Source organism: Allobosea thiooxidans, assembly GCF_900168195.1.
GTDB classification, from domain to species: domain Bacteria; phylum Pseudomonadota; class Alphaproteobacteria; order Rhizobiales; family Beijerinckiaceae; genus Allobosea; species Allobosea thiooxidans.
Map to the genome: position 1 here is coordinate 22204 of NZ_FUYX01000003.1, position 13508 is coordinate 35711.

Here is a 13508-nt window from a genome sequence, read left to right on the forward strand (position 1 = left end):
CTGCTATTTTTTCAGGCTTCTGGCTATCCGATTCCGGCTTTTCGCGCCAGCAAAAGCGGGCCCTGTCCCGGCAAAAATAAAACAAGCGATATCAATGCGTTGCGGGCCGTTTGGAAAGCCGTCCACAGGCGCTGCCACAATCCCGCCTTTCTTCGTGGGTGACGGCGGGCAAAAGCCGTGGTCAAGTCGTGCCGCATGTTCGTCGAATTCGCCACCTCCGCCCTCGTCACGATGCTGGTCACGCTCGACCCGCCGGGCCTCGCGCCGATCTTCCTGTCGCTGACGCGCGGCATGTCGGCGGGCGAGCGGCGGCAGGTCGCGGTGCGCGCCTCGATCATCGCCTTCTGCATCATGGGCTTCTTCGGCGTGGCGGGGGACGTGGTGCTGAAGGCGCTCGGCGTCTCGCTGCCGGCCTTCCGCATCGCCGGCGGGCTGCTGCTGTTCTGGATCGCCTTCGAGATGGTGTTCGAGCGCCGCACCGAGCGCAAGCAGCAGACGGCGGAGACCGCGATCACGCTCGACCATATCCGCAACGTCGCGGCCTTCCCGCTGGCCATCCCGCTGATGGCCGGGCCCGGCGCGCTCACCGCGATGATCCTGCTCGCCGGCCGGGCCGGCGGCGATCCGCTGCTGCTGGTCACGCTGGCGGCGATCTGCGGGCTGGTGATCCTCTCCTGCCTCGCCGTGTTCCTGACCGCGACGCCGATCGCGAAGCTGCTCGGCGTCACCGGCAATGTCGTGCTGACGCGCCTGCTCGGCGTGATCCTGGCGGCGCTGGCGGTGCAGTTCGTGATCGACGGCATCAAGGCGGCGCTGGCGGGGTAGGGCGACCGCGCCGGGTCTCAGGACAGCTGCCTGGGACCGCGCGGCGTGCCGATCCGGGCGCAGTAGCGCAGGGCCGGCCCGCGCCGTATTTCAGGCCCGCCGGTGATGCCGATCTCGCGATAGAGCGCGGAGATGGCCGCGGCATCGGGGTGCTTGAGCGCGAACGATTCGAGCCTGGCGCCCAGATCCGCGATGGTCGCCATCGAGCGCGGCTTGCCGCGCCGGTCGATGAGCGACGGCGCGGCGCCGTCAAGCGGCAGCGAGCCGTCCGGCGGGATCGCAAAGTCGAAGGAAGGCTCGGCCCAGGGCAGCGCGACCTTCTCGCCAAAGATCCGGCCATGCGTCGCGAGGACGGCATCGATGGCATCGGTACGTGCGACCCAGCCCCGCAGGCGCCGGCCGGCATCCCAGTCTGCGCGCAGCAGCCGCTGGTCGTCCAGGCCGAACCAGCGTGCGCGGCAGGGCGCTGCGGCCTCGGGGTCGAGGGCGACGATCTCCAGATAGGTTCCGTCGCCGAGCTGGAGCAGATGATTCCAGCTGCCCATGTAGCTGTGGCGCTGCCCGAACGGCACGTCGAGGTCGAGGCAGGTGCGGACATGCGCCACGCCCTCCGCCAGGGTCGGCGCGATGACGGTCAGGTGGTCGAGCGCGAGCATGGTCCATCCAGGGCTGCGGCGTTACGGACATTCGCGACCGGCGCGACTCTCGCCGCCATTGGTATTTCAAGCTTATCATCCAGCCGTTCTGTTCGACCAAGAGGCTGTCGCGAGGCATCGTGCGGCCGGGTGGGATGGGGAGCCGCCCGGAGCGGGGTGCTCTCCGTTCCGGGCAGCCGGCTGGCATCGCTCGATCGGCGTCAGCGGTTGTCGAGTTGGGAGCGCACGGAGCGGCGCCCCTTGTCCGAGATCCGATAGGGGCTGGACGCCTTCGATTCGACCAGCCGCTTGCGGCGAAGGCTGGAGAAGATTTCGAGCGTGCAGTCGGTGAGGATGTGGCCCTCGCGGGTGAAGCAGAGGACTTCGAAGATGCGGCCGGAATCGGTCCGCTGATGGCGAATGAATCCGCCCTGCGCGAGCACGTGCAGCACGCGCTGCTCGCAACGTGAGATGTTCATTGGGTGAGCCTGTGACTTGAAAGCACACGCGCATCGGCGCGCCGCGGGGCAGGGTGCGCCGTGGCGGATGATGCGGCTGGGTGTCTCGCTCGGGCGAGACGATCAGCGGGTGGTCACAATCTCCAACATGGACGATCCCTAGCTCTCGACGGGGGCGGCGGTAAATCGCCTCTGCGACCTCTGTCGCCGGAATGTTGCCCGACTGTTGCAGGCCGGCCTCTACCGGAGCCCCCGGCGGGCGCTTTTCGTGTCGATCGCGGAGCGTGGTGGCGGCGCCGGGCGCTCTTGAAGGCTGTCGCTCCCGCGTCGGCCGACCAACGGACTTATCCCCGGTACCGTGTTCCGGGCTTATCATCCAGCCGTCCCGCCCGACCAAGGGGGCTGTCGCGAGGCATCGTGCGGCCGGGCGGGATGCGGTGTCCGGGCCTGCCGCCATTGCCGGCGGCTTCTCCCGGAGCGTCTTCCCGCCGCCGGGCCGAACAGGCAGGCCCGGTGAGAGCTTGAGGCGGGGAGGCGCGAGAGAGCCGCGCGCGGGGTTCGGGCGGCGCCGGCCGGCCGCATCGACTTCGACATTCGACATCGACATTCGGCACGCGGTCCACGGCCGTGCGCCGCCCGACCCCGCGCATCCCCTCGGGGATCGCTGCTCGAGAAACCCCGCGGCCCGAGGCCGGACGGGGCTTTCGGCGCGCGCCGCTGGCCTCGGTGGCGAAAGGGGCTTGCCAATAATATAAGTGAATGCTTATGTCATGCCATGGTCGAGAATGACATCTTCAGGGCGCTGGCCGATCCGACGCGCCGGGCCATCTTCGAGAAGCTGGCCACGGGCGCGATGAATGCCAGCGCCTTGCGCGAGGGCATGGCGATCAGCCAGCCGGCGATGTCGCAGCACCTGTCGGTCCTGCGCGGTGCCGGTCTGGTGCGCGAGGAAAGGCAGGGGCGCTTCGTGAACTACGAGGTGGACCCGGAGGGGCTGGCGCAGATCGCGCAATGGCTGGCGAAGTATCGCGCCTATTGGCCGGCACGCATCGATGCGCTCAGGGATCTGCTGAAAGGGATGGACCAATGAAGGGCGATACGAGCCGGAAACCGTCCGCAAGCCTCGTCTTCGAATTCCAGTTCGACGAGCCGCCCGAGAAGCTCTGGCGCGCCATCAGCACGCCCGGGCTGCGCGAGAGCTGGCTGCCGGCGGCGGATCTGGCCGATCCCGAGCCGAGCGTGGTCACGCCGGGCACAGCCCTGCGCTACCGGATGCGCGATGGCGAGCCCCCCTACGGCGAAAGCACGGTCACCTTCCGGGTCGCCGCCAGCCCGGGCGGCGGGAGCAGCCTGCACGTGATCCACGAACTGCCGGGCCAGGGCCATGTTCGCCGCACTCCGGCAAACAGCAACGATCCGCCGCTGATGCGGGCCGCCTGACCCGGCCCGACACACCTTCTTCCTGCAAGCAAGACCGGAGTTCGCCGATGCGCGAAACGATGCAACTCGTCCCTATGGTCGTCGAGCAGTCCAGCCGCGGCGAACGGTCCTTCGACATCTATTCCCGGCTGCTGCGGGAGCGGATCGTCTTCGTCAATGGCGAGGTCAACGACGCGATGAGCGCGCTGGTCTGCGCGCAGCTTCTCTTCCTCGAGGCGGAGAACCCGAAGCGGCCGATCCATCTCTACATCAACTCGCCGGGCGGCGTGGTCACCAGCGGCTTCGCCATGTACGACACGATGCGCTACATCCGCGCGCCGGTGCATACGCTGTGCATGGGCACGGCCCGTTCGATGGGGTCGTTCCTGCTGATGGCGGGGGAGCCGGGCGAGCGTGCCGCCCTGCCGAATGCGAGCCTGCATGTCCACCAGCCGCTCGGCGGCTTCCAGGGGCAGGCCTCGGACATCCTGATCCATGCCGAGGAGATGCAGCAGACCAAGCGTCGGGTGACGCGCCTCTATGCCGAGCATTGCGGGCGCAGCTACGAGGAGGTCGAGCGCACGCTCGATCGCGACCGCTTCATGACGGCGGAAGAAGCGCTCGAATGGGGGCTGATCGACCGGATCATTCACAAGACGGAAGGCCTGCCGGACGTCTCCGGGCAGGGCTAGAGTCCCATTTTCCCATCAGTCTGAGCCGTCTTTGCGAGCGCCGCGAAGCAGTCCAGGGGGGACGTAGAGCTCTGCCGCCCTGGATTGCTTCGTCGCTTCGCTCCTCGCAATGACGGCGTGGTTCCGCCCGAGATCAGACGGCGCTACTTCGCCAGGAACGCCCGGATCGCGCCTTCCGCCTGCTTCATCGACATCACCCCGTCGAGATGGCCGCGGACGCCGTCGATGGTGACATGGGTGACGTCGCGCCCGGCGTCCTGCGCCGCCTTCACCGTGCGGGCGACCATGTCCGGGGTGAAGACGAGATCCTTGGGCTGGGTGATGTAGAGCATCGGCGCCCGGATCTTCGCCATGCCGTCCGCGAGCGAGATGCCGCCGGCGGCGAAGAGCTGGTTGGCCTTGATCAGATAGAGGAAATGGTTGGCGTCGGAGAGCTTGGCGCGGGCCATGCCGGCATTGTCGAGCACGCTCTGGACCTGGAAACGGTTGGCGAGGGCCTTGCCCGGTTCCTCGCCCTCCTTCGCCGGGCGGCGGCCGAAGGTGGCGTTCGCCCAGTCCTGATGGTTGGCCTGCAGCGTCACGGCGGTCAGCGCCTTGGCGAGGCCGGCGAGCGGCGGCGCCTTGCCGTAATAGTCGCCGCCGTTCCAGTCCGGATCGACCAGGATCGGCGCCGCCCAGACGTCGAGCCAGCCGATCAGCATCGCGTCGGCCTCGGCTGCGCCGATGACGGGCATCGCCTTGGCGACCATCTCGGGGTGGCTCACCGCCCATTCGAAGGTCTGGAGCGAGCCCATGGACGGGCCGGCGACCAGCGCGAGCCGTTTGATTCCAAGGCTTTCGACCAAGGCCTTCTGAACCTCGACGAAGTCGCGAACGGTGACGACGGGGAAATCGAGCCCATAGGGCTTGCCGGTGTCGGGGTCGATCGAGGCCGGGCCGGTCGTGGTCGTCTTGGGATCGCCGGTGTTGAGGTTCACCAGCGTGTCGGAGGCGATGACGAAGTACCTGTCGGTGTCGATCGCCTTGCCGGGGCCGATGATCGCGTCCCAGTAGCCGGGCTGCGGGTCCGCGGCCGCGTATTTGCCGGCGGCGTGCGAGTTGCCGGAGAAGAAGTGGCAGATCAGCACGGCGTTGGATTTGTCGGCGTTGAGCGTGCCGTAGCTCTCCCAGCCGACGCGGACCTGCTTCAGCGTGCGGCCCGACTGGGTGGTGAAGCTCGGCAGCTCGAAGATCTTCTTCTCGACGATCAGTTCCTGCGCCTGCGCCATGCCTGTCGTGATCCATCCTGCAAGGGCGAGCGCGCCCATGATCCATCGATTCATCACCACATCCTTCCGGCTGCTTGTGACATGCGCTGCCATCAGAGCGGATTTCCGCCGCCTGCGGAAGCGAGGCGCGTCAGCGGGTGAGGAGCGTGGGGGCGAGGGAGGCGCCGGTGGGCGTCAGCATGGCATCCGTCTCCAGCTCGAAGAGCGGTGCTGCCAGGGGGCCCTTGAGGCCGAAAGGCAGCCTCAGCGCACTGGTGGTCGAGGAGAGGACCGCCGTCATGTCGAGGACGCGCGTGCGCAGCGCGGCGTTGCCGGAGAGGTTCAGCTGGTAGGCCTGTCCGCTCATCTGGGCATCGGTGAGCACGAAGAGGCCGCCGGCGATCCCGGCATTCGCGACCAGCGTGTCGAACGCGGTCTTGCCCTGGCGCCAGTCGCGCAGAGCCTGGACCGGGTTGCGTTCGGCCCGGCGCAGCAGGTCGGCCAGCGCCATGCCGCCGATCTCGCCCTGCCGGAGGGAAAGGTTGGCGCGCCCCGTCAGCGAGCCCAGCAATTCGTCGAAGGTGCGGCCGGCGCCGTCCAGCGCCAGCTGGAAGCCGCCGGTGCCGCTCAGCCGCGCGATCTGCGGCAAATCGGCCGCCGCCTGGCCGAAATTGACCTTGTCGAGCCCGGCCTGGACCTTGACGTCGACGCCGCTCGGCGCGCTGACGGCAAGCAGGCGGGTCTTGACGGTGCCGCCATAGGCATTGGCCCGCAGCAGGCCGGCCTCGAAGCGGCCCTTCTTGACGAGGAGATAGGTCGCGACATCGGTGAGGCGGGCGCCTTTCAGCCTGGCCGCATCGACGGAGACCCGTAGGTCGATCTCGCGGGCGGTCCAGGCCTCGAGGTCCAAGGGAGACGGATCGGCCGCATCGACCTTCGGCACCGGCAGGCGGTCGATCAGGCGGCCGAGATCCAGCGCGGCGCCGGCCAGCGTCCCGGAGAGGGCGAAGCGCCCGGCATTGTCGGAGAGCTTGAGAACGCCGTCGAGGCGTTCGCCGTCGAGGCTGGCGACGACGTTGTTGAAGGAGGCCTCATGCGGCTTCAGCTGCATGTCCGCCGACAGCGTCAGGGCGCCGAGGGCGGCCGCGAGGCGCGAATCCTCGCCGAACCAGCCGAGGAGCTGGGGCACGGACGGCGTGGAGAGCGCGAGCAGGCCGCTGATCATCGATTCGCTTGGCCCGGAGCGCGTGCCCTCGAAGCGCAGCTTCAGCAGCGGGGAGGTTGCGGAGAGCGCCGCCTTGGCGCTGCCGCCGACCATCGGCCAGCGCAGGCTCACCTCGGTCGGGACGCCGCGCCAGGTCAGCGATCCCGAGAGGTCGAGCGGCTCGTTCTGGCTGCGCTCGTCGATCACCAGATTGACGTCGCGGACGACGCTCTGGATCGCGCCGTCGGCGCGCAGGAAGACCGAGCCGCCCTGCAGGACGATCTTGCTCTGGCTGCGCAGGCGCTCGAGCTCGGCGAGCGGTGGCGCCAGCCAGTCGGTCACGCCGTCGCTGCCGACGGGGACGGCGACATCGATCCGCGGCGCGACCAGGTCGACCCGGTCGAAGCTGAGCTCGCCGGTCAGCAGGGGCAGCAGGCGCAGATGCGCCCGCACGCGCACGGCCTCGCCCGACAGCACGCCGTCGCGCTGCGCGAAGCCGACCGAGGACAGGCTGATGCGGGGCAGGGGCAGCAGCGCGAACTCGGCGCGCTCGACCGTCTTGACCACGAAGCCGGTCTTCCGCTCGATGGCGGCGACGGCGCTGCGCTCGACGCGACCCAGCGCAAGCTCCCAGGACCGCAGGCCGAGCAGGCCGACCACGGCGACGAGGCAGATGGCAAGGATCGCAGTACGTCTGGTCATGGACTTCCGAATCGGCATCGGCCGAAAGTCAGCCAGCCCCCTGGCGGCACAGGATTTAGGCCGATGCCGGCGGATTGTCGAGGCTGGCGAGCCGGCTATCCCACGCGATTCACGCTGGTTTTCGCCAGGATCACGGCCGGATAGAGCCCGGCGAGGATGATCAGCAGGGCGGCCAGCGCCCCGTCCTCGAACACGCCGCGCGAGGCATGGCCGTAGACGACGGTCGCCAGCGTGTCGATGTTGAGCGGGCGCAGCAGCAGGGTCGCCGGCAGTTCCTTGAGGCAGTCGACGAAGACCAGCAGGGCCGCGGCCGCGACGGCCGGGCGCGCCAGCGGCCAGTGCAGCCGGCGCAGGATCTCCTGCCGGCCGGCGCCGAGCGCGCGGGCGGCATCGTCGATCCGGGGCGAGACGCGCGCCAGCCCGCTCTCGACACCGGAGACGCCGATGGCGAGGAAGCGGACCGCATAGGCGATCACCAGCGCGGCGCCGGACCCGATCAGCACGAGGCCCGGATTGAAGCCGAACAGGGCCCGGCTCGCATTCGCCAGCGCATTGTCGAAGGCCGCGAGCGGGATCAGCAGGCCCAGTGCGAGCACGGTCCCCGGCACCGCGTAGCCGAGCGAGGCGAGGCGGGCGAGCGGCTTCAGCCAGGTTTCGCGGCCGCTGCGGCTCGCGGTCGCGATACCCAGGCCGAGGGCGAGGACGATGATGGAAGCGGTCCCGGCGAGCAGGACGGCATTGCCCAGCAGTTTGAGCAGCCCGGTATCGAACTGGTCGAGCAGGCCGCGCTGCAGGATCTCGGCGACGAGATAGCCGATCGGCAGGATCGCTCCGAACAGGACAGGCAGCAGGCAGGCGAAGGCCGCCGCCGCGGCCGCACGGCCGGTCAGGAGCTTGCGGCCGACATGGCGCGGCTGCCGCACAGGCAGGGTGAAGCGGCGCTGGCCGCGTAGCCGGGCCTCGGCCAAAATGAGCAGGAAGACGACGAGCAGCATCACGCAGGCGATCTGCGCCGCGCCGGGCAGCGAGCCCCGGTTGATCCAGGTGGTGTAGATCGAGAGCGTGAGCGAGCGGACGCCGAGATACTCGGTCGCGCCGATGTCGTTGAGCGTCTCGAGCAGCACCAGCGTCAGCCCGGCGGCCAGCGCCGGGCGCGCCAGCGGCAGCCCGATGCGCCAGAACAGCCGGCCGGGCGTGGCGCCGAGATTGCGCGCCGCCTCGACGATGGTGGCGCCCTGGAGGCTGAAGAGGGCGCGGGTGCTGAGATAGACGTAAGGGTAGAGCACGATCGCCATGATCGCGATGGCGCCGGGCAGGTTGCGCGGATCGGGAAACCAGTAGTCGCGCAGCGAGCGCCAGCCGGTCATGGCCCGCAAGGCGCTCTGCAGGGGGCCCTGGAAGCCGAGGAATTCGACGTAGATATAGGCGGTCAGATAGGTCGGCAGCGCCAGCGGCAGGACCAGCAGCCATTCCAGGCTGCGCCGGCCGGGAAACTCGAACTGCGAGACCAGCCAGGCAGCCCCGACGCCGATGCCGGCGCTGAGCAGCCCGACCCCGAGGAGGAGCAGCGCCGTCTGCATGAGCACGCCGGGCAGCACATTGGCGACGAGGTGCGGCCAGATCTCGGCGGCCTGCGTCGAGGACAGCGCGGTCGCGGCCAGCGCGAGCAGCGGCAGCAGGACGAGCCCGGCGCCGAACAGCGAGAGATAGGCGAAACGAGTCGACGGCCGCCACGAAGGTGACGGCCGCCGCATGTCGGCGAGCGGGTGGCTCAGGCTCAATTGTCGAAGCCGACCTTGTCGACGAGATCGGCGGCGGCCTTGCGCTGCTTGGCGACCTCGGAGAGCGGCAGCTTGTCCGGGGTCACGGCGCCGAGCAGCCTGACGGCGGCGGAGTCGGTCACGGCGGCGTTCACCGGGAACTCGAAATTGCCGTTGGCGTAGAGGGCCTGGGCTTTCTCGCCGAGCATGTACTCGATCAGCTTGACCGCATTGTCCTTGTTCGGCGCGTTCTTGGCGATCGCGGCGGCCGAGACGTTCACATGGGTGCCGCCATTGGCAAAGGTCGTCTTCAGCGGCTTGATCGCGTCGAACCAGCCCTTCTGCTCGTTCTTCGCCTGGCTCATCAGGCCGATATAGTAGGTGTTGATCACGGCGATGTCGCAGAGGCCGGACTGGATGTCGCGGGCGACGTCGCGGTCGCCACCGCCGGGCTTGCGGGCCGCGTTGGCTCGCAGCGCCTTCAGATAGGCCTCCGACTTCTCGGCGCCGTTATGGACGAGATAGGCGGCGAAGAGGGCGTTGTTGTAGGGGTGCTGGCCGGCGCGGATGCAGAACTTGCCCTTCCACTTCGGATCGGCAAGGTCCTCATAGGTGATGGCGTCCTGGGAGACGCGGTCCTTCGAGACGACGACGATGCGGGCGCGCTTGGTCAGGGTCACCCAGTTGTTGTCGGGGCGAAGCTGGGCGGGAACGACCTTGTCGACGACCTCGGACTTGACCGGCTGGGTGATGCCGGCGTCGACCGCGGCGGCGATCTCGCCGACATCGACCATCAGCATGACGTCGGCCGGGCTGTTGGCGCCCTCGGCACGGATGCGCTCCTGGAGCCCGTCCTTGAGGAAGACGGCATTGACCTTGACGCCGGTGTCCTTGGTGAAGGCTTCAAGCACCGGGTTGAGCAGGCTCGGCTCCCGCGTCGTGTAGAGGTTGACGCTCTGCGCCAGGGCCGGGACAGCCAGCAGGCAGGACGACAGCGCCAGCGCATGGATTGCGGTTTTTCCGATCATTGTCTTGCTCCGTCGGTGTCGCGCCAGGAACGCGCATTGGGGCGAGCGATAATTCGCCGCCGACGGGGCGTCAACCAAGTAATCCTTTGATATCAATGTCTTATAGGAGTTCTAGAGTTCTCGTTATTTGGATAAATTCTAATCTCTGGATCATCGCCTTGAAAACGCACCGGGATTTTTCGCGCCTCGGGTCGCATGTCTTTCGCCCAAGGCGATTTGTCGCGGCCTAGGGATTGCGCGTGGGCAGGGGGATCTGCCGGACCGGCCCATGCGAGACGGGGTCGAGCGAGCCGCGCAGCAGGGCATCGCTGCCGACGGCGTCGTCAAGCAGGCGCGCTTCGCGAACCCGCATCTGCCGGCGGACGCTGCCCGCTTCCGCCTCCATGCGGGAGACCCCGACCTGCTCGTCGATCTGGCGACGCTGGCCCTTGGACAGTTCCGAGGCCGTGCGGAAATCGCGGAAATCGTGGCGGCTATAGGGCCATGTCGAGGAACCGGCGAAGGTCGAGACCTTGCCGTCGAGGACCACGCTGTCGCCCGGGCGCAGCGTGATGTCGCGCAGCAGGGAGATCCGCCGCTCGCCGGCCTGGACGATGGCGGGCCGGCAGGCAGGATCGGCGGCCTTCTCATGGCTGTAGGCCATCGGCAGCGCGGTATAGCGCTGGCCGTCGGCCGCGACGGCATCGTTGATCCCGGAGCTGCCCATGGCGGCACGGAAGACCTTGACCGGCACGCCCGGATTCATCGCCTTGCACAGCGCTTCATGCGCCTTCATGTCGCCCGCCGCGCGCAACTGGCCGATCGGGGCGTGGAAGCCGTCGCACAGGCGCACGCAGAAGGTCTGGCCTCGCGCGGCGACGCCATGGGCAGGGGCAGGGGCAAGTGCCACGGCGCCGTTCTGGTGCTTCCGGGAGCGGGAGGCGGTTTCCTTGCGTGCGACCTGCCGGAAGGGGTTGAGCGCGACCGGCGGATGCGCGATCCGGCCGTCCGGGCGCGTCTGCAGGAGCGGCAGGCGCCAGCCCTGCGCGGCCGGCGCATAGGCGCTGGCGCGGGGCGGCATGTAGGCGGCGTGCTGAGCGCGCAGTTGGGCCGCCTTGCGGGCGGCTTCCTCGACATAGAATGCCCGGATGCCGGCGTCGTCGTCGGCCGCCACCAGCGAGGCGGTCAGCACCATGCTGCCCGAGCCCAGCGCGATGCCGAGCGCCGCGAGGGCAATCAGCCGGGCAGGGCCGGCGCCGCGGGGAGAGACACCGTCCACGCCTTCGGCGGACAGGCCCTTGCCGTCGCGGGGCGGAACCCGCGCCGCGATTTCGCGGACACGCAACATCGCGTCACTCCAAAACTGCGCTTGTTCACCGTCCGCCGCGTCTTGGGGTGTAGTTTACTTTTCGTTAAGCTTCAACGTTCCTGCCCGCTCCCGCCGCGAAAACGGGGAAGAATGCTTAACGGGCAAGGCGTTCCGGCGCCGTTGTCCGGCCCTCGCTCCCGGAGCGGGTTTCACAGGACCGCGAGCAGGATGCCGAGCCACATCAGGAACAGGGCGAGCACGCCAACGCCGTAGACCGCGCCGCGCAGCGGCAGCCGGTTGGGGCCGATATGGATGAAGGTGTGGACGATGCGGCTCGCGACATAGAGCCAGGCCAGCAATGCCATGGCGTAGCCGGTCGCTCCCGCCTCCATCGCCAGCATGATCAGCGCGAAGAAGACGACCGGCGTCTCGAACTGGTTGGAGAAGTTCGCCGAGGCGAGCCGGGCGGGAAGCGGGTAGCGCTCGGTCGAGACCGAGACCTCATCCATGCGGACGGCGCCCGAGGTGAAGGCGTCCTTGCGGCGCAACGCCAGGATGACGCCGACGACGAAGATCCAGAAGATCATCGCCAGCGCCGGATAGATCAGCTTCAGGGTCATGATGGCGCTCCGCATGGGCAGCTCTGGCCCGATCGATTCCGGCCAGTGCTGCACAAGGGCGGTGCGGACTCAAGAGCGCGTCGGGTAGTTCGGGCTCTCGCGCACGATCGTCACGTCGTGGACATGGCTCTCGCGCAGGCCAGCGCTGGTGATGCGGATGAAGCGCGCCTTGGCCTGGTAGTCCTTGAGGTCCTTGCCGCCGACATAGCCCATGGCGGCGCGCAGGCCGCCGGCGAGCTGATGCAGCACGTTCGAGACCGGGCCCTTGTAGGCGACCTGGCCCTCGATGCCCTCGGGCACGAGCTTCAGCGAATCCTTGATGTCCTGCTGGAAGTAGCGGTCGGCCGAGCCGCGCGCCATCGCGCCGACCGAGCCCATGCCGCGATAGGCCTTGTAGGAGCGGCCCTGGTACAGGAAGGTCTCGCCCGGGGTCTCGTCCGTGCCGGCGAGCAGCGAGCCGACCATGGCGCAGGAGGCGCCGGCGGCGAGGGCCTTGGCGAGGTCGCCCGAATATTTGATGCCGCCATCGGCGATGATCGGGACGCCCGCCTTCGACGCCGCCGAGGCCGCGTCCATGATCGCGGTGAGCTGCGGCACGCCGACGCCGGCGACGATCCGGGTGGTGCAGATCGAGCCCGGGCCGATGCCGACCTTGACCGCATCCGCGCCGGCGTCGATCAGCGCCTGGGCGCCGCCGGCGGTGGCGACGTTGCCGGCGATGACCTGCACCGCATTCGAGAGCTTCTTCACCCGGCTGACGGCGTCCAGCACCTTGGCGGAATGGCCATGGGCGGTGTCGACGACGATGAGGTCGACGCCGGCGTCGATCAGCATCTCCGAGCGCTCGAAGCCCTGTTCACCCGTCGTGGTCGCAGCCGCGACGAGCAGGCGGCCCTGCGCGTCCTTGGCGGCGTTGGGGTGGGCGACCTGCTTCTCCATGTCCTTGACGGTGATCAGGCCGATGCAGCGGTAGTGATCATCGACGACGAGCAGCTTCTCGATGCGGAACTGGTGCAGCAGGCGCCGCGCCTCCTCCTGGCTCACGCCCTCCCGCACCGTGATCAGCCGCTCCTTGGTCATCAGCTCCGATACGGGCTGGGCCGGGTTGGCGGCGAAGCGGACGTCGCGATTGGTCAGGATGCCGACGAGCTTGCCCTTGTGGCCCTGCGGGCCGCGCTCGACGACCGGAATGCCGGAGATGCCGTTGTGCTTCATCAGCGCCAGCGCATCGGCCAGCGTCTCGTCCGGGTGGATGGTGATCGGGTTGGCGATCATCCCGGATTCGAATTTCTTGACCAGCCGGACCTGCTCGGCCTGCTGGTCGGCCTCGAGATTGCGGTGAATCACGCCGAGGCCGCCGGCCTGCGCCATGGCGATCGCCATGCGGGCTTCGGTGACCGTGTCCATCGCCGAGGCGATGATCGGCAGGTTCAGCGAGATCGAGCGGGTGAGCTGGGTGCGGACATCGACATCGGCGGGCATGACCTCGGACGGGCCGGGCTCGAGCAGCACGTCGTCGAAGGTGAGGCCGTCGCGAATAAGACCGTCGAGGGAAAGCGTCATCGTCAACTCCGACGCCGGCAGGGACCGGCTTTCCAAGGGGGCTGGGGCAATAGGCCCTGTGCCGAGT

13 protein-coding genes are annotated in these 13508 nt (G+C 68.7%); 4 read left to right on the forward strand and 9 right to left on the reverse strand.

Annotated elements, in window-relative coordinates:
- Positions 1-195: 195 nt before the first annotated feature.
- Positions 196-825, forward strand: coding sequence for a MarC family protein (locus B5Y19_RS06020; protein WP_055730352.1), 630 nt, complete (start codon positions 196-198; stop codon positions 823-825).
- Between the two features lie 17 nt (positions 826-842).
- Here B5Y19_RS06020 and B5Y19_RS06025 read toward each other — a convergent pair whose 3' ends face one another.
- Together B5Y19_RS06025 and B5Y19_RS06030 are read right to left on the reverse strand one after the other, a co-directional pair.
- Complete coding sequence (locus B5Y19_RS06025) at positions 843-1481, reverse strand: VOC family protein (RefSeq protein ID WP_079591241.1); 639 nt, start codon at positions 1479-1481, stop codon at positions 843-845.
- A gap of 200 nt (positions 1482-1681) precedes the next feature.
- Positions 1682-1939 (reverse strand): YjhX family toxin, encoded by a 258-nt coding sequence (locus B5Y19_RS06030; RefSeq protein ID WP_055730350.1) that lies wholly within the window; start codon positions 1937-1939, stop codon positions 1682-1684.
- 754 nt (positions 1940-2693) lie between these two features.
- Here B5Y19_RS06030 and B5Y19_RS06035 point away from each other — a divergent pair.
- From B5Y19_RS06035 to B5Y19_RS06045, 3 genes are read left to right on the forward strand one after another with little or no spacing between them, the layout of a single operon-like run.
- Positions 2694-3008: an ArsR/SmtB family transcription factor gene (locus B5Y19_RS06035; RefSeq protein ID WP_055730349.1), complete on the forward strand. Its 315-nt coding sequence runs from the start codon at positions 2694-2696 to the stop codon at positions 3006-3008.
- Positions 3005-3358 carry an SRPBCC family protein gene (locus tag B5Y19_RS06040; protein WP_055730348.1) on the forward strand — a complete coding sequence of 118 codons (354 nt, stop codon included), beginning with the start codon at positions 3005-3007 and terminating at the stop codon, positions 3356-3358. The genes B5Y19_RS06035 and B5Y19_RS06040 overlap by 4 nt, the downstream gene beginning before the upstream one ends.
- A 47-nt stretch (positions 3359-3405) precedes the next feature.
- Positions 3406-4029 (forward strand): ATP-dependent Clp protease proteolytic subunit, encoded by a 624-nt coding sequence (locus B5Y19_RS06045; RefSeq protein WP_055730347.1) that lies wholly within the window; start codon positions 3406-3408, stop codon positions 4027-4029.
- 143 nt (positions 4030-4172) lie between these two features.
- Here B5Y19_RS06045 and B5Y19_RS06050 read toward each other — a convergent pair whose 3' ends face one another.
- From B5Y19_RS06050 to guaB, 7 genes are all read right to left on the reverse strand, one after another.
- Positions 4173-5351: an E22 family MetX-like putative esterase gene (locus B5Y19_RS06050; RefSeq protein WP_055730365.1), complete on the reverse strand. Its 1179-nt coding sequence runs from the start codon at positions 5349-5351 to the stop codon at positions 4173-4175.
- Between the two features lie 76 nt (positions 5352-5427).
- The gene (locus tag B5Y19_RS06055; protein WP_055730346.1) at positions 5428-7182 is read right to left on the reverse strand and encodes an AsmA family protein; all 1755 of its coding nucleotides are present in this window, start codon (positions 7180-7182) and stop codon (positions 5428-5430) included.
- Positions 7183-7277: 95 nt separating this feature from the next.
- Positions 7278-8963: an ABC transporter permease gene (locus B5Y19_RS06060; RefSeq protein ID WP_139384282.1), complete on the reverse strand. Its 1686-nt coding sequence runs from the start codon at positions 8961-8963 to the stop codon at positions 7278-7280.
- Positions 8960-9970, reverse strand: coding sequence for an extracellular solute-binding protein (locus B5Y19_RS06065; RefSeq protein WP_055730345.1), 1011 nt, complete (start codon positions 9968-9970; stop codon positions 8960-8962). Before B5Y19_RS06065 ends, B5Y19_RS06060 begins: the two co-directional genes overlap by 4 nt.
- Before the next feature lie 226 nt (positions 9971-10196).
- Positions 10197-11297, reverse strand: a complete 1101-nt coding sequence (locus B5Y19_RS06070) for a DUF2865 domain-containing protein (protein ID WP_055730344.1) — start codon at positions 11295-11297, stop codon at positions 10197-10199.
- Positions 11298-11467: 170 nt separating this feature from the next.
- Entirely contained in the window at positions 11468-11878 is a 411-nt protein-coding gene (locus B5Y19_RS06075) for an MAPEG family protein (RefSeq protein ID WP_176168580.1), read from the reverse strand.
- 69 nt (positions 11879-11947) lie between these two features.
- Positions 11948-13441: an IMP dehydrogenase gene (gene guaB, locus B5Y19_RS06080; protein WP_055730342.1), complete on the reverse strand. Its 1494-nt coding sequence runs from the start codon at positions 13439-13441 to the stop codon at positions 11948-11950.
- Positions 13442-13508 lie beyond the last annotated feature (67 nt).

What these genes read in the sequence shown, in the direction of transcription:
- B5Y19_RS06065 (WP_055730345.1), bottom strand. Translation starts at nt 9,970, where the DNA reads ATGATCGGAAAAACCGCAATCCATGCGCTGGCGCTGTCGTCCTGCCTG.
- B5Y19_RS06045 (WP_055730347.1), top strand. Translation starts at nt 3,406, where the DNA reads ATGCGCGAAACGATGCAACTCGTCCCTATGGTCGTCGAGCAGTCCAGC.
- B5Y19_RS06050 (WP_055730365.1), bottom strand. Translation starts at nt 5,351, where the DNA reads ATGAATCGATGGATCATGGGCGCGCTCGCCCTTGCAGGATGGATCACG.
- B5Y19_RS06025 (WP_079591241.1), bottom strand. Translation starts at nt 1,481, where the DNA reads ATGCTCGCGCTCGACCACCTGACCGTCATCGCGCCGACCCTGGCGGAG.
- B5Y19_RS06070 (WP_055730344.1), bottom strand. Translation starts at nt 11,297, where the DNA reads ATGTTGCGTGTCCGCGAAATCGCGGCGCGGGTTCCGCCCCGCGACGGC.
- B5Y19_RS06035 (WP_055730349.1), top strand. Translation starts at nt 2,694, where the DNA reads ATGGTCGAGAATGACATCTTCAGGGCGCTGGCCGATCCGACGCGCCGG.
- B5Y19_RS06055 (WP_055730346.1), bottom strand. Translation starts at nt 7,182, where the DNA reads ATGACCAGACGTACTGCGATCCTTGCCATCTGCCTCGTCGCCGTGGTC.
- B5Y19_RS06020 (WP_055730352.1), top strand. Translation starts at nt 196, where the DNA reads ATGTTCGTCGAATTCGCCACCTCCGCCCTCGTCACGATGCTGGTCACG.
- B5Y19_RS06030 (WP_055730350.1), bottom strand. Translation starts at nt 1,939, where the DNA reads ATGAACATCTCACGTTGCGAGCAGCGCGTGCTGCACGTGCTCGCGCAG.
- guaB (WP_055730342.1), bottom strand. Translation starts at nt 13,441, where the DNA reads ATGACGCTTTCCCTCGACGGTCTTATTCGCGACGGCCTCACCTTCGAC.
- B5Y19_RS06075 (WP_176168580.1), bottom strand. Translation starts at nt 11,878, where the DNA reads ATGACCCTGAAGCTGATCTATCCGGCGCTGGCGATGATCTTCTGGATC.
- B5Y19_RS06040 (WP_055730348.1), top strand. Translation starts at nt 3,005, where the DNA reads ATGAAGGGCGATACGAGCCGGAAACCGTCCGCAAGCCTCGTCTTCGAA.